Origin of the sequence: Sphingopyxis sp. HIX (assembly GCF_001468285.1) — a bacterium.
Lineage (GTDB): Bacteria > Pseudomonadota > Alphaproteobacteria > Sphingomonadales > Sphingomonadaceae > Sphingopyxis.
This window is the reverse complement of sequence record NZ_LNSB01000001.1, coordinates 1-18,798: the sequence shown is the minus strand read 5'-3', so window position 1 is coordinate 18,798 and position 18,798 is coordinate 1. Positions and strand designations below refer to the sequence as shown.

Genomic DNA, 18,798 nt, shown 5'->3' with positions numbered 1-18,798 from the left:
GTAGAGCGGGAGCGACGGGCGGATGCGGCACGGCCCCGACACTCCCGCGCGATTCGCGCTGCCGGATTGCCGATAGGCCAGATGAAGGAAGGGCCATTGCAGCAATATACGACACCGTTTATCGGATAAACGATGGCGTATATTCAAATAAACGGTGTCGTCAACGTGTTTAGCTTGGAGATGACAGATATGACCGATAGCGACGAGACGATGGGACGCCCGCCGCTTGGAATGAAGCCGACGACGATCAGGCTATCGGCCGACACGATCCGCCGTATCGAGGCGCTTGTCGGCAACCGGCGCTTGGCGCTATTTATCCGCGAGGCGGTGGAGAATGAGTTGCAGCGCCGGGAAAACCCGGAGCTGCCCACTGAATAAGGATGAAGAAGCCCGCTATTTGTCACCCAACTCGCGGGCGACCCGAGCGAGATTTTGCCGTGCCTCTGTTAATCCCGGATTTATTTCCAACGCGCGGCGAAAATTGTCCGATGCCAAACGCGGATTACGCTTAACTCCGGTCCCATTGTAATACATGACCCCTACATTCTGGCAGCCAATTGCAAGCCCGTTACGGCACGCTTTCGAGTATAGCTCAACCGCTTCGTTCGGATCACGCGCAACACCCATCCCATCCTCATAAAGAAGCCCGAGATTGAAGCAGGCAAGATCAGTGCCGCCCTCACAGGCTTGGCGATATAGACTCGCAGCGTGGGAGGGTTTCGCGGCGACGCCAACGCCGTTCTGGTATGCCACCCCCAAATTGTAGCAACCGTCCGACTGCCCTCCATCGCAGGAGCGCCGGTAAAGTCTTGTTGCTTCAATGGGATCGCGGGGCACTCCTACGCCGCGTTCATACATGCTGCCCAGATTGCTGCACGCTCTTGCATGGCCGCCATCACAAGCCTTGCCGTAAAGGTTGACGGCGCGCGCGGGATCGCGGGCAACGCCCTTTCCATTCTCGAACAGCGCCCCGAGGTTGTTACATCCGGGGGAAAAGCCTTTGTCGCAGATATTCGAATATATGCTGGCCGCGCGCGTCGCATCCTGTACGACCCCTTGCCCTCGTTCAAGGAGCGTGCCCCAATTTAAGCAGCCACCCTCCATGCCGAGTTCACATGCTTTAGAATAGAACGATACTGCGCGCGGAAAATCTCGGTTCAACGCCTCTCCCTGTTCGTAAAGGCGTCCCAAATTATTGCATCCGAGCGCGTTGCCGCGCTCGCAGGTCATACGATATAGGTCAGTGGCTCGCGTTCTATCCTGAGAAACGCCAGCACCATTGTCATAAAGAACCCCTAGATTTGCACACCCCTGCACGTTTCCTAAGTTGCAGGCCCGCATATATAACGACGCTGCATAGCTTTCATTTCTCGGGATGCTGCTACCTTCGCGATACATGACAGCTAAGTTGTTACACGCGCTTGGGTAATCCCCTTCACATGCGCGGGTGAATAACCCGAATGCTCGATTTGCGTCTCTTGGAACACCAGCGCCATCGTTATACATGACGCCTAGATTGTAACATCCCGCTGCGCCGTCGAGGTCACACGCGCGTTGAAACTTCTCGGCGGCGTCGGGCAAGTTTCCGGCCCGATAGCTCGCCATCCCAGATTGGAATATAGTGCGGGCATCATCTGGTGAGGCAGGACGTCCCTGAGCAACAGCGATCGCCGGAGAAATACAAAGCTGAAAACAGAGAAGCGAGAGGATCGCCACTGCGCGTGGCAACATTTCTTTTGCACGGAACATGCGTCGGCACCTGATGTGTTATGGTGCAGATAGCCTAGCAGAAAAAATTAAACGAGACGTAATGACACGCTGCATCATCGCCTAGAGGTTCCGAATATGCGCAATCACTTAGCCTGCTGAAGCGGGAAGGCGCGTCAATTCAAGATTGCCCGGTTCGTTCTTTGTAACGGCAAATTCGATTGAATTTGGCAGCCACGGCTTGGGCAACGGGTTCTGCGCCATCGGATTATGCACAATATAATAGGGTGGCTGGCCGCAGAATTTTTCGCGGTCGGCGTCTGCGACATAAAATCCTGAGCAGCCGAGCAGCGCACTTACGCACCTATATTCTTCGTTCAGAAAGCTATCCGTGGGAATAGACTCTCCATTATGTTTGAGGATTGAGTCCTGCCATGCAAGGTGCCACCCACCAATCGCTTCCCCGGTTTGCGCGTCAATATGCGCGGTCGGATTGCCAAATGGCAAAACGGCCATAGCGGCGAGTGGCACGCCACCAACGCCGTGCGTATCACCACCAAGCCGACAGGAGTTCACCGCAATGACAAAGGGCAGGTTGGGGTCAATTCGACCACCTTCAATGTCCTTTAGATGTTTGTCCTTTTTGGTTTTCAAAACAGAAGTCCAGCGCAAGAGCATCATCTCAATAGGGACGATGCAAGCCGATCCTTCCGCTTGTTCCTGCCACTCTTTGGGCAAGCCCCCGTTATCTGGATTGCCCGGCTGCGCAGTCACAGCTTCAACGTAAACATTTCCATTCAGCAAGAAGTCCGGTCCCTTCCCAGCATTAGAAGCGGCCCAACCCACGCCGTGAAAGCGGTCGTAAAGCATGGCTTCCCACATGCGGGCGGCGACTTTCGAGAGGTCCCCGCTTTGCAATTCGTCGAGATAATGATCGTCCCGGCAATCGGATTGCGCGAAGGCCGCAATCATCGGCGTCAAATAGTCTCGAATGGACGCATCGCCAGTCGGCCAAATGCTTTTCAATGTCCCCTCGATGATCGAGGCGAGTTCCGAACTATTGCTCATGCCACGCCCTGCAAGCCCTTGCGCTGGATGATGGACAGCAAACGCAAGGCGGGGCCACCGGGACGCTTCACGCCGCGCTCCCAATCCGACACCAGATTGCGCGATACGTTGAGATAGGCGGCGAACACTGGCTGCGAGACATGCTCGCGTTCGCGGATCGCGCGGATTTCATCGCCCGCCAGCACCGGGACCGGAGCAAGGCACGCCTCGTCGAACGTGCGCAGCGTTGCTCGCGAGATGACGCCCGCGTCGTGCGCGTCGTTCATCATCTCGTGGATCGCGCCCGCGATCTCGCTGCGATAGCCCTTATCCTTCGTCGTCGTTGCCATCTTCAATCTCCATCAGCGTTCCCGACGCCACCAGCCGATCCAGTTCCTCGCCGCTCCATTCCAGCGCTTCGGTTGCAGCGTCACGCAACAGCGCCAGGTCGGCTTTCGATATGTTCGCCTGTGCGCTCTTGGCGAACCCGAAAGCGAATATCGCGCGGTCGCCGTGCCGGAACAGGATCAACGTGCGATAGCCGCCTGATTTGCCCTGACCGGCACGCGCCACGCGCTGCTTGATGACGCCGCCGCCAAGGTCGGCGTCAATCAGCCCGCTTTCGGCCCGCTGCACGGCGTCACGAAGGGCCGAATCATCTATTCGCTCCTTCCGCACAAAGCGCTCGAACCAGCCATTCTTGAAAATGCGCGTTATGGCCGGTTCTCCTGCTTGACGGCATATATAACACTTAGCGTTATATTTCAATATCGGGCATCGGCATTCAAACGTGCCGAAGTGCCGAAATCTGCTGCGATCGGCACTGTAGTGCCTCACCTCTTGTGCGGCGGGCCAAGGCGATACAGCGTGCACCGTGGCGAGCGGACCAGTCGATGGAATATTCGCGATGATGCAAGAATCGGTCGCTTCAACAATTGGTCCGACTCGCAGGCAAGCGCCTGTCATACCGAGCCGGATGCGGACGGCAGACCCCAAAGCGCGCGGGCTGGGACGCAATGGGAAAAAATGTTCGCAACGCTGTCACACGACAGGAGACGACGGGGGACGCCAGCGGACGACAGAGCCCTACGACACCATTTTCGGCACTCTTGCGCCATGTCGCAGAAGCGCCAACTTTCAACCCAAGGGGCACCATCGACAACCATAGCATGGAGAAGAAGCGCCCCGTGTCCCAACGCGAAAAAATCATCCGCCTCAAGACGGTGCTACTGCGCACCGGACTTTCCCGTTCCACCCTCTACCGCAAGATCGCAGACGGGACGTTCCCCCGGCAACTGCCGATCAGCATCAACGGCGCTGGCTGGCATGAGTCCGCCGTCGATCGCTGGATTGCCGATCCGGGCGGCTATCGTGCCAGCGATAGCGAAAGGGCTACGCGGTGAAGACCGCGCCTTCTCCCGTTCCGATCTGCGTCCGCGTTAATGACGCCGCACGTATGATCGGCGTCGGGCGGACCAAGCTCTACGAGCTGATCGCGGCCGGTGAAGTCGAGACGGTGAAGCTCGGCAAGGCCACCCGTATCACCACCGCCAGCCTGCATGACCTCATCAGGCGGCAGCGCGGAGCGGGATAGGCTCAGACGCAGTGGCGGCGGCGTCCTTCCCCTTGCGGTCCAGATACTCGGCCCAACGCGCCATCAGGTTCCGGCGCTTCTCGAAAAAGTCCGTGCGGCGATAAGCGGCCTCGACCTTGTTGGGCAGCTTATGCGCCAACGCCTTGTCCGCAACCTCCTTGGGGAAGCGGGTGCGCTCCGATGACCAGTCGGTGAAGGCGGAGCGGAAGCCGTGAACGGTCACGCCCTTGATGCCGTCATCGCGGAGCAGCTTGGTCATGGTCATGTCGCTGATCGGCTTTTCGCCGTCATTGCTGAATACAAGCCCGGTGTCGCTGGTGCGCTCGTTCCACCGCTTGCGGAGCAAGGCGACGGCGGGCGCGGACAGCGGCACGACATGGGTTTCGCCCGCCTTCATGCGCTCGCCGGGAATGGTCCATATCGCCTTGTCCAAGTCAAACTCCGTCCAGACGGCAAAGCGCGTCTCGTTGGAGCGAACGGCATTGTATATCGTGAAGCGCAAGGCATCGCGCCCGGTCGTGGGCGAAGCCGCCGCCAGCTTCTGCATGAGGATTGGCACGTCCGCATAGGGCATGGCTTCCAGATGCCCGCCCTTGTCCACCTGACGGGGAAGTCCCTTGCGGACGGAGCGCAACGATACCTCGCCCGGGAGCCATCCCTTGATATGGGCGAAGTCCAGCACCGCGCCGATGCGCTGCAATATGCGCCGCGCCGTATCGGGTATCTCAAGCCAGATAGGCGAAAGCACCTCGACCACGGCGGCGCTGTCCACCTCGTTCACCGGCTTGGTGCCGACGATCGGAAAGACATGGTTCTCAAGGCTGGAAATCCAGTTGGCATGACGGCGGTTCTTCCAGCCCTCTTTCAACGCCTCGTAGCAGTCGCGCGCCACCGTCTCGAAGCTCGGCACGACGTTGCGCGACTTGCGCCGTTCCGCAACCGGATCGACGCCTTCGCGCACCTGACGGCGTAGCGCCGATGCGGCATCGCGCGCCTCTGCCAGCGACACGTCCAGCACCGATCCCAAGCCATAGTCGCGCCGCTTGCCATGCCGCTGCATCCGCAGCACCCATGTCCGCGCGCCGCTTGGCTTCACCAGCAGGCAAAGCCCTCGGCCATCGACATGCCGACCGGGCTTCGCGTTCTTCACCTTCAATGCCGTGAGGGCCATCGGTTCTATTCCCTGCCTGAAATGATCCCACAATCGTTCCCACATTTCGGTGGGAATTCAGGCAAATCAGGGCGACCGACCGCGAACACATTACAACATAAATCGCTGATTTTACAGTGTAGTTATGGACGCCTTGAGCTTGCTTGACACAAAAGTTCTACACTCGTAGGGGTCACCAAAAAATCACCGACATCGTAGCGAACTCGTGATTCTTCGTGGGCGGATCGGCAACAGCCGACCCGCCGCGGTTCGATTCCCATAGGGGTCACCAAAACCCATCCGATCAAATGCTCCGCCCCGCCGCGGCCCAGTGGGGATCGCGCAGCAGGCGCTTGCGGATCTTCCCCGTCGCCTCGCGCGGGAGCGCGTCGGTGAGTTCGATCCGTTTCGGGATCTTGTAGCCTGCGAGCCTCCTTCTCAGACCCTCGCGAATCGCCTCGGCGGTGAGCGCCGCGCCCGCTGCGGGTTCGACCACCGCCATCAGCGCCTCGCCGTTCACTTCGTCGGGGATGCCGAACACCGCGCAGTCGGCGACGCCCGCGACGGTCTGCAGCGCCGCCTCGATCTCCGCCGGGTAGATGTTCACTCCGCCCGAGATCACGAGGTCGCGCTTGCGGTCGCAGAGGAAGAGCCGGCCGTCGGCGTCGAGATAGCCGAGGTCGCCCGAGGCGAGCAGGCCGTCCCGGTCGAGCGCGGCGCGGTCGGCGTCGCGGCCGAGATAGGTGAAATCGGGATAGCCCGGGTTGCGCGACTGGACCTCGCCGACCTCGCCTGCGGGCAGGCGCTGCCCGGCGTCGTCGACGATGACGATCTCGACCCCCGGGATCGCGCGGCCGACGGTGCCGGGAAACGCGCTCCATTCGGCGCTCGACACATGGGTGATCGGCCCCGCTTCGGTCGAGCCATAATATTCCTCGATCACCGGGCCGAGCCAGTCGATCATCGCCGCCTTGACCGCGGGCGCGCAGGGGCCGCCGGCGTGGAGGACGAATTGCAGCGACGAAAGGTCGTGCGCGGCGCGCTGCGCCTCGGGCAGCGCGAGCAGGCGGGTGAACATCGCGGGCACGGCGTAGAGATGCGTGATGCGGTGGCGCTCGATGTCGGCGAGCAGGCCCGCGGGGTCGAAGCGCGCGGGCAGCACGAGCAGCTCGGCGAGCGCGGCGGCGCGATGCGCGAAGAGATTGGGCGCGGTGTGATAGAGCGGCGCGGGGACGAGCACGCGTGCGCCGGAACAGATGCCGTAGATCAGCGCCCGCATCGCGTCGCTCGCCGCCGCTTGCTCCGCGGTGGCGGGGCGGCGCTTGACCCCCTTGGGATGGCCGCTGGTGCCCGAGGTGTAAATGAGCGATTCGGCGGCGGGGGGCGACGGCTGCGTCCAGGGGGTCGCGGCGGCGAGCACGGCGTCCCAATCTTCGCCGCCGGCCGCGGGGGCGGCAATGCGATAGGCCGAAGCGATCGCCGGCGGCACGGCGACGGCGATCGCGGGGCAGGGCAGAGCGTCGGCGACGCCGGCGAGCAGGTCGGCATGCGCGATGAGCAGTCGCGCGCCGCAGTCGCGCACGACGTAAAGGATTTCGTCGGGGGCGAAGTGCCAGTTGACGGGCACGCAATAGGCGCCGAGGCGGCGGCACGCGAGGCTGGCCTCGAGAAATTCGATATCGTTGCGCAGCAGCAGCGCGGCGCAGTCGCCCGGCCCGACCCCCCGCGCCGCGAAGGCGCCCGCGGCGGCATCGACGCGCGCGGCGAGGTCGGCGCCGTCGAGCGTCCGGTCGTCGGTGATGATGCGCAAAATGCCTCTCCTCTTGGCCATGTCGCCGGATTTAATTAGCATACTAATCACTGCGCGCGCTCGCGCCAGCGGGAAATCGGGGCGGTGCGGATTTGTCTCTTCTCCGATCTGGCGCCGGGGCGGAAGTATCTGCGCTGTCCGGCCGCGGCAGGGCGCGGCAGCTAGGAGGGGTGAGCGAGGACCAGGGACAGATTCAGCTGATATTGCCCGACGCGATCGAGCGCAGCGCCTGTTTCCGCGCGCTCGTCGAGGGGGCGTCCCGCGTCGTGCGCGGCTTTGCGAGCGGCGAGGATTATCTGGCGGCGGGGGCCGAGGCCGCGGGGGGCATCGTGCTGATGCGCTGGGAACAGCCGGGGGGCGCGGGCGGCGCGGCCTTGCTCGAGCGGCTTTGCGGGCGGACGGACATCGTGCTGCTGGTCGCGGCCGAGCGGCTGAACCTCGCCGAATCGCGGACGATCCTGCGCAGCGGCGCCTATGACCTGCTGCCCGCGCCGCTCGATCCGCGCGCCGTGCGGCCGGCGGTCGACGCGGCGACGGGCGAATGGCGGGCGCGGCGCGAAGCCGAGGCGCGGCGGCGGGAGGCCGCGGCACGGCTCGCGGCGCTGACCCCGCGCGAGCAGGATATCCTCGAGGCGATCGCGGCGGGACTGGGCAATAAGGCGATCGCCCGCAGGCTCGAGCTCAGCCCGCGCACCGTGGAGGTGCACCGCGCGAACATCATGCGCCGCGCCGAGGCGGGGAGTATCGCCGAACTGCTGCGGCTGCGCTTCGTCGCCGAGGCGGGCGATATGGTCCGAAGCGGAGCATGATCGGCGGCGCGGCGTGACCGGACGTGCGGCACGCATCCTATAGAGAGGATGAGCGGCGCGTGTCCCTGAGTTGGTCCCCGGGGGTTGCTGCCGTTCGATCGCGCGGCCGAGCCACCCACAAGGCCGTTCCAACCACCGGCGGGGCCGGCGAGGGTCCCCCTTCGCCGGCCCCAACTGGTGTTGCCTTAGGCCGCGACGAGCGCGCGCTGTTCGGCGCGGCCCATCGAGAGCAGGATCGGGTCCGATGCCTGCCGCGCCATGAAGTCGGCCTTGCCGGCGATCCCCTGCCATTGGATCCCGATCAGCGACTGCGCGATCGCGCCGCCCAATGTGTCGCCGGGGCCGGGCAGGATGATCACGTCGGGGGCGAACTCCTTGACCGCGACCTGCACCGAGAGCGCGAAGTCGTAGGGCGCGAGGATCTGGTGGCCGAAGGTGTAGTCCCAGACCTGCGCGGGATCGGACGCGAAGCGGCGCCAGATATGGCCGCGGCCGTCGACCATCGGGATCGCGGGGCTGGAGAAGAGCGAGGCGGGGAGCTCGGCCTTGGCCTTGTCCGAGCTGCCGAACATCAGCGGGGTATGGAAGGGACCGTGCCCGGCGAGGCGCAGCGGGTCGCGGCCGGGGGTTGGCGGGGCCCCGGCGAGTAAGGCGGCAAGGCCTTCCTCATTGCCCGCGAGCACGAGCATGCCGGCGAGATCGATCGAAAGCGCGAGGTCGTGGCCGGGGCGGGCATCGATATTTGCGACGAGATCGAGCAGTTGGTCGCAAAGGCCGGGGACGGGGCGCCAGTCTTCGTCGACGACCTGCAGCAGAATTTGCCCGCCGGGGCCATGGGTCTGGCTGTTGAGGCCCATCGCGTTCGAAATGCGGAAGCCGTCCGCGACCGACACCGCGCCGCCGAGCGCGAGCGCGCTGTACCAGCCCATCGAATTGCCCGCGACCGCGACGATGTCGTATTTCTCGCGGTCGATGCTGAGCCAGTCGAGCGCGGTGGCGGTGTAGATGAGCGGTGCCGCGACATCGCCGCGCATATGGGTCGCGACGCTGAAGCGCTCGGCGCCGTCGAGTTCGGTCACCGTCGGCTGGCTGCGCTCGGCGCGCTGCGCGTCGAAGTTCGCGATCAGCTCGGCGAAGCGCGTGCCGTGGAGCCGCGCGATGCTGCCGAGCTCGCCCTTGCCATAGGTGCCGCGGCCGGGCGCGACGACGAGCGCGGTCTTCTTCGCGCTCATGCGAGCAGCTCCTTCGCGGCAGCATAGATGCCGTCGCGGCTCGGCAGCGTCAGCGTCGCGGCGCGGCCGAGCGGGATGAAGCTGTCGTCGGCGGCGATCCGCGCGACCTTCTTGTCGGGGGTGCGTTCGACGAAAGTCGCCATCAGCGCCTCGCTCTGCGAGCCGGTGATGCGGCATTCGTCGACGATCAGGATGCGCTTCGCATCGCCGACCGCGGCGACGAGCTTGTCCTCATCGACCGGGCCGAGCCAGCGCAGGTCGATCACGCGCGCCTTGACCCCATCGGCGGCGAGCGATTTCTCGGCCTGGCGCGAGAGATAAGTGCCGTTGCCATAGGTGACGATCGCGAGATCCGTCCCGTCGCCATGGACGCCGACGTCGCCGAAGCCGATCGGCGCGCCCTCGCCCGGCGCCTCATAGACGCTGGTCCAGAGGCCGTCGCCCTCCTCGTGCAGGTCGCGCGTCATGTAGAGCGCGATGGGTTCGACAAAGACGACCACGCGCTGTTCCTCGCGCGCCAGCCGCACGCATTCGCGCAGCATCGCGACGGCATCGCGCCCGTTCGACGGCACGGCGAGGATGACGCCGGGGATGTCGCGGAAGACCGCGAGGCTGTTGTCGTTGTGGAAATGGCCGCCGAAGCCCTTCTGATAGCCGAGCCCCGCGATGCGGATCACCATGGGGTTGGTGTACTGGCCGTTCGAGAAGAAGCTGAGCGTCGCCGCCTCGCCGCGGATCTGGTCCTCGGCATTGTGGACATAAGCGAGGAACTGGATCTCGGGCATCGGCACGAAACCGTTATGCGCCATGCCGATCGCGAGCCCGAGGATCGCTTGCTCGTCGAGCAGGGTGTTGATCACGCGCGACGAGCCGAAGCGCTGATGCAGCTTCGCGGTGACGTTGTAGACGCCGCCCTTGGGTCCGACATCCTCGCCCATGACGGCGATTTCCTTGTGCGCGAGCATCAGGTCGGCGAGCGCCCAGCTCAAAAGGCGCGCCATGTGCATCGGCTTGTCCATCTGCCCCGCGTCGCTGCCGAACATCGCCTTGCGGTCCTCGGCCGAGGGGGTGTTGGCGCGCACCACGTCGCGCCTGGGCGGGACGAGGCTCGCCATCACATGCGCGGGCGTCGTGATCTTGGGGCGTAGAATCGCCGCCTCGGCCTGCCGCGCGAGGGTGGCGCCGATGTCCTCATAAGTTTCTGCGATTTCGGCTGGGGTCATCCAGCCCTGCCCTGCCATCAGCGCCGCGCCCTTGAGCAAGGGATCGCGCGCTTCGTCCGATTCGATCAGCGCTTTGGGGAGATAGGCGCCCTGCACGTCCGACCCGGCGTGGCCGTAGAGGCGCACCGTCGCCATATGGAGAAACACCGGCCTCCGCGTGCGGCGGGCGTAATCGGCGGCTTCCTTCGCCCCCGCATAGGCCGAGGCGAGGTCGGTGCCGTCGCACTGGATATAGTGGAGCCCGGCGCGGTGGCGGAACTGCGCCTCGATCCAGCCCGTCGGCGTGCGCGTCGAGATGCCGATGCCATTATCCTCGCAGAGGAAGATGAGCGGCATCGGCGAGCCCTGGAACGCCGCCCAGCCCGCGGTATTGAACGCGCCCTGCGCGGTCGAATGATTCGCCGAGGCGTCGCCGAAGCTGGTGAGCACCACCGCATCGTCGGGCAGCGGCAGGTCCTTCATGCCGTTCCGGCGCGCGATCCCGATCGAGAAGGCCGCGCCGACCGCCTTGGGCAGGTGCGAGGCGATCGTCGAGGTCTGCGGCGGGATGGCGAGCGGTTTCGATCCGATCACCTTGTGCCGGCCGCCCGAGATCGGGTCCTCGCTCGACGCGGCGAAGCTCAGCAGCATGTCCCATGTCGCGCTTTCGCCGGGAAGCTGGCGCGCGCGGTGGAGCTGGAAGGCGTTCGAGCGATAGTGGAGGAAGGCCATGTCGGTAACGCGGAGCGCCGCGGCGACGGCGGCATTGCCCTCGTGCCCCGACGAGCCGATCGTATAAAAGCCCTCGCCGCGCGCCTGGAGATGACGCGACAGCCGGTCCATCTGGCGGCTGGTCAGCTGCGAGAGGAAGATGTCGGTCGCCTCGGCGCGCGAAAGCCCGACGAGCGCGGGATCGGGCGCGTCGGCGCGGTCGGGCAGCAGCCCGCCCGCCAGCGCGGCGAGGAATTTTTCATGTACCGCCTGAGCCGCGTCCACGCCGTGTCTCCCATCGTCTCTTCGTTGCAGGCGCAACCATCGGCCCGCCCGCCGCGGCGCGCTATTATGGCGCGCTGGCGCTTGCAAGCATCTCTTGCCATTGCGCCGCCGGGCGCGCTACCACCAACGGCGATGACGATCCGGGGCTGGGCCAGTTTTTCAACATGATATCGCTGTGGATCGCCCAGGCGTCGGCCGCCGCCGAAACGCCCCGCGAAGGCGGCGAAGGCTGGCTGGTCGACCCCGAACTCGTCGATCCCGGCTATGTCCAGACGATGGCGGGCGACACGATCCAGACCGCCTTCCCGCCCCCGCCGCCGGTGCCCGAGACTCCCGGCTGGCTGATGGCGATCGGCCGCGGGATCCGTAACCTGTTCGACTTCCTCGCCCCCGCGGCGCAGCCCTTGCTGTGGATCGCCGGCATCGCGCTGGTGCTGCTGCTGCTTTACCTGTTCGTCCCCGCCTTCGCGACCTGGGTCGACGACCTGCGCCTGCGCCGCAAGCGCGGCGCGGTGGATGAAGAGGAACTGGTCGGGCAGGCCGAGGCCGGCGCGGCGCGCGCGCTGCTCGCCGAAGCCGATGCGCTGGCGGCGGCGGGGCGCTTTGCCGAAGCGGCGCACCTGCTGCTCTATCGCAGCGTCGAGGATATCGAGGGCCGCCGCCCCGGGCTGGTCAAGCCCGCGATGACGTCGCGCGAGCTGGCGGGAGCGACCGACCTGCCCGCGGTCGCGCGCGAAGCGTTCAGCCGCATCGCGCGCGCGGTCGAGATCAGCCTGTTCGGCGGCCGCGCGATCGACGCCGGCGCGTGGGAGCAGTGCCGCGCCGCCTATGCCGAGATGACGGTGCCGAAGAATTGGGCGCGGGCATGAGCGGCGACACGGCGAACGGCGAGAGCGCCTTCAACCCGCGGCTGATGGCCGGCGTCGTGGTGATCGGCATCATCGCCTTCATCGCGCTGTGGGCGCTGGTCGCGCTCGGCCCGCAGTTCAGCACCGGCAAGAACGTCCAGGGCCATGCGCTGTCGAAGGCCGCGCCGGGCTATGCCGGGATCGTCGACCTGATCGAACGCGCGGGGGCGACCGTCGACATCCGGCGCGGCGTCGAAACCTATGCCTATGACGATTATCAGCCGCTGATCGTCCTGACCCCGACGCACGAGACGCGCGCCGAGGAAATCGCCGAACTGCTGACGAGCGCCGGGGGCGCACCGGTGCTGATCGTGCTGCCCAAATGGCGGGCGATGCGTATCCCGGGAAGCGACACCAAGCCCGGCTGGGTCAGCGTCGGCGCGCCGGTCGCGCCGCCCGCGAAGCTGCTGCCCGAGGCGCCCTTTGGCAAGGTCGCGATCGCGGCGTCGAAGGGGCAGGCGGCGGAGGCCCCGGCATGGGTCGCGGGGCGCGAGATCAGCCTGTCGCTGCCCGAGGGCGTCCAGACGGTGTCGGGCGACACGATCGAGACGCTGGCCGCGGCGCCGGGCGGCGGCGCGGTGCTGGCGCGGGCGCGCGAACGCGACGTCTATATCCTCGCCGACCCCGACCTCATCAACAATTTCGCCTTTGCCAGCCGCGATGGCGCGCGCGGCGCGGCGATGCTGATCGACGGCATCGCCGAGGATGCCGACGCCGACAGCATCGCCTTCGACGTGACGCTGAACGGGCTGGGCGCCGGGCGCTCGCTGCTGCGCTTCGCCTTCGTGCCGCCGTTTATCGGCATCACCCTGTGCCTGATCGCGGCGGGGCTGTTCGCGCTGTGGCAGGCATGGGCGCGCTTCGGCCCGGCGCTGAAACCCGCGCGCGCGATCGCGGTGTCGAAAGCCGCGCTGATCGCGAACAGCGCCGACCTGATCAAGCAGGCCGATCGCGAGCTGGAGGGCGCCGACTCCTATGTTGCGAGCCTGCGCGCCGCGATCGCGCGCCGACTGCACGCGCCCGCGGGGCTCGATGCTGCGGCGACCGATAGCTGGATCGACCGACATCTGCCGCCCGGCGGCAACCTGTTTTCCTCGCTCGCGCGGCGGCTGCCGCTCGCGCGCAACAAGCATGAATTCCTTGCAGACGCGCAGGCGCTGCACGACATCAGGAAGGACTTAATCCGTGACAGCTGATCTACTCGCCAAGGGCGACGGGCCCCAGGGCGTCGCGCGCGTTCAAGCGCTGGGCGCCGCGATCGACGCCGAGGTCGCCAAGGCCGTGTTCGGCCAGCAGCCGCTGACCCGGATGGTGACGATCGCGCTCCTCGCGGGCGGCCATGTGCTGCTCGAAGGCCCGCCGGGAACCGCCAAGACCCTGCTCGCACAGGCCTTTGCGCGCGCGACGGGGCTCGATTTCGGGCGCATCCAATTCACCCCCGATTTGATGCCGGGCGATATCCTGGGGTCGAACCTGTTCAACTTCCAGACGTCGAGCTTCACGCTGACCAAGGGGCCGATCTTCACCGAGCTGCTGCTCGCCGACGAAATCAACCGCACCCCGCCCAAGACGCAGGCCGCGTTGCTCGAGGCGATGCAGGAGCGGCGCGTGACGATCAACGGCGAGCCGCATGTGATGAGCCCGCGCTTCACCGTGCTGGCGACGCAGAATCCGATCGAGCAGCAGGGCGTCTATCCGCTGCCCGAGGCGCAGCTCGACCGCTTCCTGTTCAAGCTGGTCGTCGATTATCCGGCGATCGAGGAGGAACGGCGGATCGTCGCCGAGCATGGCGGGCGCTTCAAGAGCCCCGCGGTCGGCGATTTCGGCGTGGCGCAGGTCGCCGATGCCAAGGCGATCGGCGAGGCGATCGACATCATCTCGAATGTCCGGCTGGCCGACGAGATCGTCGATTATATCGTGCGGCTGGTGCGCGCGACGCGCGAGAGCGCAGATTTAGAGTGCGGCGCGAGCCCGCGCGCGGCCTCGCTGCTCGCGCGTGCCGCGAGCGCCGCGGCGGCGCTCGACGGGCGCGACTATGTGATCCCCGACGATATCCAGCGCCTCGCTGCCGGGGTGCTGCGCCACCGCGTGATCCTGTCGGCGGCGGCCGAGATCGAGGGGCGCAGCGTCGAGCAGGTGGTGAGCGCACTGCTCGAACGCGAGGAGGTGCCGCGTTGATCTACCCGACCCGGCGGGCGATCCTTCTGCTGCTGGCGGGTGCGCCGGTCGCGCTGCTGCTCGGGCTGATCCGGCCCGAGCTGTGGCTGTTCGCGCCCGGCTGGATCGCCTTCCTGGTCGCCTGCCTTCTGATCGACGCGCTTGCGGGCGCGCATCCGCGCCACCTGAAGCTCGATGCGAAATATCCGCACCAGGTCGGGGTGGGCGATCCGTTCGACCTCCGGCTGACCGCGGCGAGCGAGCGCGGGGTGCCGCGGCACGCCGAGGTCGCGCTGGCGGTCGACGAGAGGCTGGCGGTCGGCGGGCGGCTGACCGACGCAATGCGCGCCGTGGACGCCGGCACGGGGAGGGCGCGAACGCTCGCCCGGACGATGCCGCTGTCGGCGAGCCGGCGCGGCAAGGCCTTGATCGACGCCGCGTGGATTCGCTGGCGCGGGCCGCTGGGGCTGGTGTGGAAACAGCGCAAGTTCGGCGTCGACGGCGCGATCGCGGTGGTCCCCAGCCTGCGCGCGGTGATCGAGGAGGGCAGCCGGTTGTTCCAGCGCAACAGCTGGTTTGGTCTGCGCCAACAGCGCATTCGGGGCGAGGGTGCCGAATATGAGGCGCTCGCCGAATATCAGCCGGGCATGGACCGGCGCGCGATCGACTGGAACGCGACCGCGCGGCACGTCAAATTGCTCGCCAAGGAATATCGAGTCGAACGCGACAATCGCGTTGTGCTGGCGATCGACGGCGGGCGGACGATGGCCGAGCCGGTGGACGGCATGCCGCGCGTCGACCGCGCGGTGTCGGCGGCGCTGCTGCTCGCCTACGTCGGGCTGAAGATGAACGACCGGATCAGCCTTTTCTCCTTCGCGGCCAAGCCGCAGGCGATGACACCGGCCTATATGCACACGCAGGATTTCCCGGCGCTCCAGCGCGCGGCGAGCCTGATCGACTATGCCCCGGTCGAGAGCAATTTCACGCTGGCGCTGACGACGCTGTCGGCGCAGCTCAACCGCCGGTCGCTGATCATCTTGTTCACCGAATTCACCGATGCGACGAGCGCCGACCTGATGATCCGCGCCGCCGGAAGGCTGGTGAAGAAGCACCGGTTGCTGTTCGTCGTGCTGAAGGATGAGGAGCTGGAGAGCGAGGAGAAGCGCCGCCCCGAAAGCGCCGCCGACGTGACGCGATCGAATGTCGCGGCGGCGATGCTGCGCGACCGCCAGCTGGTGATCGCGCGGTTGCAGCGGCTGGGCGCCGACGTGCTCGAAGTGCCCGCCGACGCGATGGCGGGCGGGGTGATCGACGCGTACCTCGGCATCAAGCGCGAGGGCAGCTTGTGATCGTACCGACGCTCCCCGCCGCCGCGATCGACGCGCCCGCTTTCTCGACCATACGCTTCCGCGCCGAGCGCGAGGCCGACTGGATCGCTTTCGACGCCTTGCTGACGCGGCTCGAGAAGAGGGGCGCCAAGGGGCTGTCGAGCGAGGAACTGCTCCAGCTGCCTGTGCTCTATCGCGCGACGCTGTCGTCGCTGTCGATCGCGCGCGCGACCAGCCTCGACAAGGCGCTGCTCGATCATCTCGAGGCGCTGTCGATGCGCGGCTATTTCCTGATCTATGGCGTGCGCCAGTCGCGGCTCGACCGGCTGGCGCGCTTCTTCGCGCGCGACTGGCCGCTGGCGGTGCAGGCCGTGTGGAAAGAAACGGTCATCATTGCGCTGATCATCATTCTCGGCGCGGTGACCAGCTGGTCGCTCGTGACGAGCGATCCGCAATGGTATTACAGCTTCGTCGACGAAAGCATGGCGGGCGGGCGCGACCCGCGCGCGACGGTCGAGTTCCTGCAAGCGACGATGGGGCACGGCAAGGCGGCGGCGGGCGAGGAGGAGGGCGCGCTGCACGTCTTCGCCTCCTTCCTGTTCACCCACAACAGCGGCGTGTCGATCATGTCCTTCGCGCTGGGCTTTGCCTTCGGTATCCCGACGATGATGCTGGAATTCTACCAGGGCATCAACATCGGCGCGATGGTCGCGGTCTTCACCTCGAAGGGGCTGGGCTATGATTTCGCCGGCTGGCTGTTCATCCACGGCACCACCGAGCTGTTCGCCGCCGCGCTGTCGGGCGCCGCGGGGCTGCGCATCGGCGCGGCGGTGGTCTTTCCGGGCGCGCGCAGCCGCTTGCAGGCGGCGTCCGACGCGGGGCGCACTGCGGGCAAGGTGATGGTGGGGGTGATCATCATGCTGCTGGTCGCCGGGCTGCTCGAAGGTTTCGGACGCCAGCTGATCACCGACACGGTGACGCGCTATGCGATCGGCACCGCGATGCTGCTCTTCTGGCTCGCCTATTATTACCTGCCGCGCCGCGAGGAGGCCGCATGAGCGCCGCATCGAACGCGCGCGAGCGGCTGGCGCGGCAGGGCAAGCTGCGCCAGTTCATCACCCCCGAGGGGGTCGACCTCGAGCTCAGGATCGCGAGTTCGGGGCTGCGGTTCGGCGCGCTGATCGTCGATCTCGGTATCATGCTGGTCGTGCTGTTCGCCTTCACGCTGCTGATCGGCTGGCTCGGCTATTCGAGCCGGTCGGATGTGTTCGAGAGCATCTGGCTGCTCGGTTTCTTCTTCCTGCGCACCTTCTGGTTCATCGGGTTCGAGCTGGGGCAGCGCGCCGCGACGCCGGGCAAGAGGCTGATGGGCATCCGCGTCGTCGCGCGCGACGGCGGGCGCCTGACCGCCGACGCGGTGTTCGCGCGCAACCTGATCCGCGAGCTGGAGATTTTCCTGCCGCTGATGATGCTGGGGTTCGGCGCGGGCGAGGACCGCGTGTCGGGGCTGACCGTCGCCGCGGGCATATTATGGTCGCTGACGCTCAGCCTGTTCCTGCTGTTCAACAAGGACCGGATGCGGATGGGCGACCTGATCGCCGGGACCTGGGTCGTAATGGCGCAGCGCTCTAAGCTCGACCAGGATATCGCCGCCGAGACCGATGGCGCCGCGACGATGGCTTTCAGCGAAAACGAGCTCGCGGTTTACGGCATTTACGAGCTGCAGGAGCTCGAGCGGGTCTTGCGCGCCCGCGATCCGCGCGCCATGCGCGAGGTCGCCGACACGATCCGCGCCAAGATCGGGCGACCGGTGGCAGAGGAGGACGATGTCTTCCTGCTGTCCTACTACCGGCAATTGAAGGCGCGGCTCGAACGCAAATTGCTGTTCGGCAAGCGGCGAGAGGATAAATATGCCAGCGACTGACCCGTCCGCAGCTTCGGTGACCGAAGCGCTCCACAAGCGCCGCTCGGTGCGCGCCTTTGCCGACCGGCCGGTCGATCCCGCGCTGCTCGAGACGATTTTCGCCGCCGCGCAGCGCGCGCCGTCGGGCGGCAACCTCCAGCCGTGGCAGGCGGTGGTGCTGGCGGGCGAGCCATGGCAGGCGGTGAAGGACGCCGTCGCGGGGCGCATCGCGATGGGGCGCGAGGGTTACCAACCCGAATATGACATCTATCCCAAGGGGCTGACCGACCCGTGGGAGACAAGGCGCTTTGGCGTCGGCGAGGGGCTCTACGCCGCGCTCGGCATCCCGCGCGAGGACAAGAAGGGCCGGCTCGGCCAGTTCATGCACAATTATACCGGCTTCGGCGCGCCGGTGATGCTGTTCCTCCACTGCTCGCGGATCATGGGGCCGCCGCAATGGTCCGACATGGGGATGTGGCTGCAGTCGGTGATGCTGCTGCTCGTCGAGCATGGCCTCGCCAGCTGCCCGCAGGAATGCTGGGCGATGTACGGCGAGACGATCCGCCAGACCCTGGGCCTTGACGACGGGCAGATCCTCTTCACCGGACTCGCGATCGGTTACGCCGACGAGGCGGCGGCGGTGAACCAATGGCCGGTGCCGCGCGTTGGCCTCGATGAAGTGATCGACTGGCGGGGGTTTTCCCGATGAGCAAGAGACGCGCCTGGTGGCGCTATGGCACGGCGCTGCCGATGACGCTGGCGATCGCGAGCTGCGCCGCGGTACCGACCCCGGCGCCGGTACAGCAGCCGCGCCCCGTCGCGGTCGCGCGGGCGGGCACCGCGTCGCCGCTGGTGACGATGGCGTGCAGCGGCGGATCGATCGAGCTCGGCGCCGGGCTGGGCGCGGCCGACGCGCCGCTCGACGTGCAACTGAGGACCAGCGCGGGGACCGACC

At 66.3% G+C, this 18,798-nt stretch carries 19 protein-coding genes and 1 pseudogene; 12 read left to right on the top strand and 8 right to left on the bottom strand.

The window, feature by feature from the left end; genetic code table 11:
* Positions 1 to 132: 132 nt before the first annotated feature.
* Positions 133 to 378, top strand: a complete 246-nt coding sequence (locus tag ATE62_RS00085; RefSeq protein ID WP_058807293.1) for a hypothetical protein — start codon at positions 133 to 135, stop codon at positions 376 to 378.
* 15 nt (positions 379 to 393) lie between these two features.
* Here ATE62_RS00085 and ATE62_RS22660 read toward each other — a convergent pair whose 3' ends face one another.
* The 4 genes from ATE62_RS22660 to ATE62_RS00075 form a co-directional block, all read right to left on the bottom strand.
* On the bottom strand, positions 394 to 1,749 hold the full coding sequence (locus ATE62_RS22660) for a tetratricopeptide repeat protein (protein WP_082662534.1): 1,356 nt from the start codon (positions 1,747 to 1,749) through the stop codon (positions 394 to 396).
* A gap of 108 nt (positions 1,750 to 1,857) precedes the next feature.
* Entirely contained in the window at positions 1,858 to 2,775 is a 918-nt protein-coding gene (locus ATE62_RS23090; RefSeq protein WP_156420462.1) for a hypothetical protein, read from the bottom strand.
* Positions 2,772 to 3,104, bottom strand: a complete 333-nt coding sequence (locus ATE62_RS00080) for a helix-turn-helix domain-containing protein (protein ID WP_058807292.1) — start codon at positions 3,102 to 3,104, stop codon at positions 2,772 to 2,774. Before ATE62_RS00080 ends, ATE62_RS23090 begins: the two co-directional genes overlap by 4 nt.
* Positions 3,082 to 3,522, bottom strand: a complete 441-nt coding sequence (locus ATE62_RS00075) for a type II toxin-antitoxin system RelE/ParE family toxin (protein WP_231736009.1) — start codon at positions 3,520 to 3,522, stop codon at positions 3,082 to 3,084. Before ATE62_RS00075 ends, ATE62_RS00080 begins: the two co-directional genes overlap by 23 nt.
* Positions 3,523 to 3,923: 401 nt before the next feature.
* Between ATE62_RS00075 and ATE62_RS00070 the strand changes: the two genes are divergently transcribed.
* Entirely contained in the window at positions 3,924 to 4,157 is a 234-nt protein-coding gene (locus ATE62_RS00070; protein ID WP_439512233.1) for a helix-turn-helix transcriptional regulator, read from the top strand.
* Positions 4,154 to 4,348 carry a helix-turn-helix domain-containing protein gene (locus ATE62_RS22655; protein ID WP_082662533.1) on the top strand — a complete coding sequence of 65 codons (195 nt, stop codon included), beginning with the start codon at positions 4,154 to 4,156 and terminating at the stop codon, positions 4,346 to 4,348. Before ATE62_RS00070 ends, ATE62_RS22655 begins: the two co-directional genes overlap by 4 nt.
* On the opposite strand, the gene ATE62_RS00065 is transcribed toward ATE62_RS22655, so the two are convergent.
* A complete protein-coding gene (locus ATE62_RS00065) occupies positions 4,323 to 5,519 on the bottom strand; it encodes a tyrosine-type recombinase/integrase (RefSeq protein ID WP_082662532.1) in 1,197 nt (398 codons plus the stop codon). The two genes, ATE62_RS22655 and ATE62_RS00065, sit on opposite strands and share 26 nt — an antisense overlap.
* 283 nt (positions 5,520 to 5,802) lie before the next feature.
* Entirely contained in the window at positions 5,803 to 7,329 is a 1,527-nt protein-coding gene (locus tag ATE62_RS00060) for an AMP-binding protein (protein ID WP_058807291.1), read from the bottom strand.
* 149 nt (positions 7,330 to 7,478) lie between these two features.
* On the opposite strand from ATE62_RS00060, the gene ATE62_RS00055 reads away from it, so the two are divergent.
* Entirely contained in the window at positions 7,479 to 8,117 is a 639-nt protein-coding gene (locus ATE62_RS00055; protein WP_231736007.1) for a response regulator transcription factor, read from the top strand.
* A gap of 185 nt (positions 8,118 to 8,302) precedes the next feature.
* Here ATE62_RS00055 and ATE62_RS00050 read toward each other — a convergent pair whose 3' ends face one another.
* Both ATE62_RS00050 and ATE62_RS00045 read right to left on the bottom strand, forming a co-directional pair.
* Positions 8,303 to 9,349, bottom strand: coding sequence for a hypothetical protein (locus tag ATE62_RS00050; protein WP_058807290.1), 1,047 nt, complete (start codon positions 9,347 to 9,349; stop codon positions 8,303 to 8,305).
* On the bottom strand, positions 9,346 to 11,547 hold the full coding sequence (locus ATE62_RS00045; RefSeq protein WP_058807289.1) for a dehydrogenase E1 component subunit alpha/beta: 2,202 nt from the start codon (positions 11,545 to 11,547) through the stop codon (positions 9,346 to 9,348). Before ATE62_RS00045 ends, ATE62_RS00050 begins: the two co-directional genes overlap by 4 nt.
* A 164-nt stretch (positions 11,548 to 11,711) precedes the next feature.
* Here ATE62_RS00045 and ATE62_RS00040 point away from each other — a divergent pair, with 164 nt between their 5' ends.
* The 8 genes and pseudogenes from ATE62_RS00040 to ATE62_RS00005 all read left to right on the top strand — a co-directional run.
* Entirely contained in the window at positions 11,712 to 12,416 is a 705-nt protein-coding gene (locus ATE62_RS00040) for a DUF4129 domain-containing protein (RefSeq protein ID WP_058807288.1), read from the top strand.
* Positions 12,413 to 13,651, top strand: a complete 1,239-nt coding sequence (locus ATE62_RS00035; protein WP_058807354.1) for a DUF4350 domain-containing protein — start codon at positions 12,413 to 12,415, stop codon at positions 13,649 to 13,651. Before ATE62_RS00040 ends, ATE62_RS00035 begins: the two co-directional genes overlap by 4 nt.
* An 85-nt stretch (positions 13,652 to 13,736) precedes the next feature.
* A complete protein-coding gene (locus tag ATE62_RS00030) occupies positions 13,737 to 14,633 on the top strand; it encodes an AAA family ATPase (RefSeq protein ID WP_156420472.1) in 897 nt (298 codons plus the stop codon).
* Positions 14,630 to 15,961 (top strand): DUF58 domain-containing protein, encoded by a 1,332-nt coding sequence (locus tag ATE62_RS00025; RefSeq protein ID WP_058807287.1) that lies wholly within the window; start codon positions 14,630 to 14,632, stop codon positions 15,959 to 15,961. Before ATE62_RS00030 ends, ATE62_RS00025 begins: the two co-directional genes overlap by 4 nt.
* Positions 15,961 to 16,998, top strand: a complete 1,038-nt coding sequence (locus ATE62_RS00020) for a stage II sporulation protein M (protein ID WP_082662547.1) — start codon at positions 15,961 to 15,963, stop codon at positions 16,996 to 16,998. The genes ATE62_RS00025 and ATE62_RS00020 overlap by 1 nt, the downstream gene beginning before the upstream one ends.
* Positions 16,995 to 17,864: an RDD family protein gene (locus tag ATE62_RS00015; protein WP_058807286.1), complete on the top strand. Its 870-nt coding sequence runs from the start codon at positions 16,995 to 16,997 to the stop codon at positions 17,862 to 17,864. Before ATE62_RS00020 ends, ATE62_RS00015 begins: the two co-directional genes overlap by 4 nt.
* Positions 17,851 to 18,552: a nitroreductase gene (locus ATE62_RS00010; RefSeq protein WP_058807285.1), complete on the top strand. Its 702-nt coding sequence runs from the start codon at positions 17,851 to 17,853 to the stop codon at positions 18,550 to 18,552. Before ATE62_RS00015 ends, ATE62_RS00010 begins: the two co-directional genes overlap by 14 nt.
* Positions 18,549 to 18,798, top strand: a pseudogene (locus tag ATE62_RS00005) (hypothetical protein); the annotation flags it as partial. The gene ATE62_RS00010 and the pseudogene ATE62_RS00005, both read left to right, overlap by 4 nt.

Excerpts from the sequence above, each read along its gene's own strand:
- ATE62_RS00070 (WP_439512233.1), top strand. The coding sequence starts at position 3,924 with ATGGAGAAGAAGCGCCCCGTGTCCCAACGCGAAAAAATCATCCGCCTC.
- ATE62_RS00065 (WP_082662532.1), bottom strand. The coding sequence starts at position 5,519 with ATGGCCCTCACGGCATTGAAGGTGAAGAACGCGAAGCCCGGTCGGCAT.
- ATE62_RS00015 (WP_058807286.1), top strand. The coding sequence starts at position 16,995 with ATGAGCGCCGCATCGAACGCGCGCGAGCGGCTGGCGCGGCAGGGCAAG.
- ATE62_RS00035 (WP_058807354.1), top strand. The coding sequence starts at position 12,413 with ATGAGCGGCGACACGGCGAACGGCGAGAGCGCCTTCAACCCGCGGCTG.
- ATE62_RS00085 (WP_058807293.1), top strand. The coding sequence starts at position 133 with ATGGCGTATATTCAAATAAACGGTGTCGTCAACGTGTTTAGCTTGGAG.
- ATE62_RS00060 (WP_058807291.1), bottom strand. The coding sequence starts at position 7,329 with ATGGCCAAGAGGAGAGGCATTTTGCGCATCATCACCGACGACCGGACG.
- ATE62_RS23090 (WP_156420462.1), bottom strand. The coding sequence starts at position 2,775 with ATGAGCAATAGTTCGGAACTCGCCTCGATCATCGAGGGGACATTGAAA.
- ATE62_RS00040 (WP_058807288.1), top strand. The coding sequence starts at position 11,712 with ATGATATCGCTGTGGATCGCCCAGGCGTCGGCCGCCGCCGAAACGCCC.
- ATE62_RS00010 (WP_058807285.1), top strand. The coding sequence starts at position 17,851 with ATGCCAGCGACTGACCCGTCCGCAGCTTCGGTGACCGAAGCGCTCCAC.
- ATE62_RS22660 (WP_082662534.1), bottom strand. The coding sequence starts at position 1,749 with ATGTTCCGTGCAAAAGAAATGTTGCCACGCGCAGTGGCGATCCTCTCG.
- ATE62_RS00080 (WP_058807292.1), bottom strand. The coding sequence starts at position 3,104 with ATGGCAACGACGACGAAGGATAAGGGCTATCGCAGCGAGATCGCGGGC.
- ATE62_RS00050 (WP_058807290.1), bottom strand. The coding sequence starts at position 9,349 with ATGAGCGCGAAGAAGACCGCGCTCGTCGTCGCGCCCGGCCGCGGCACC.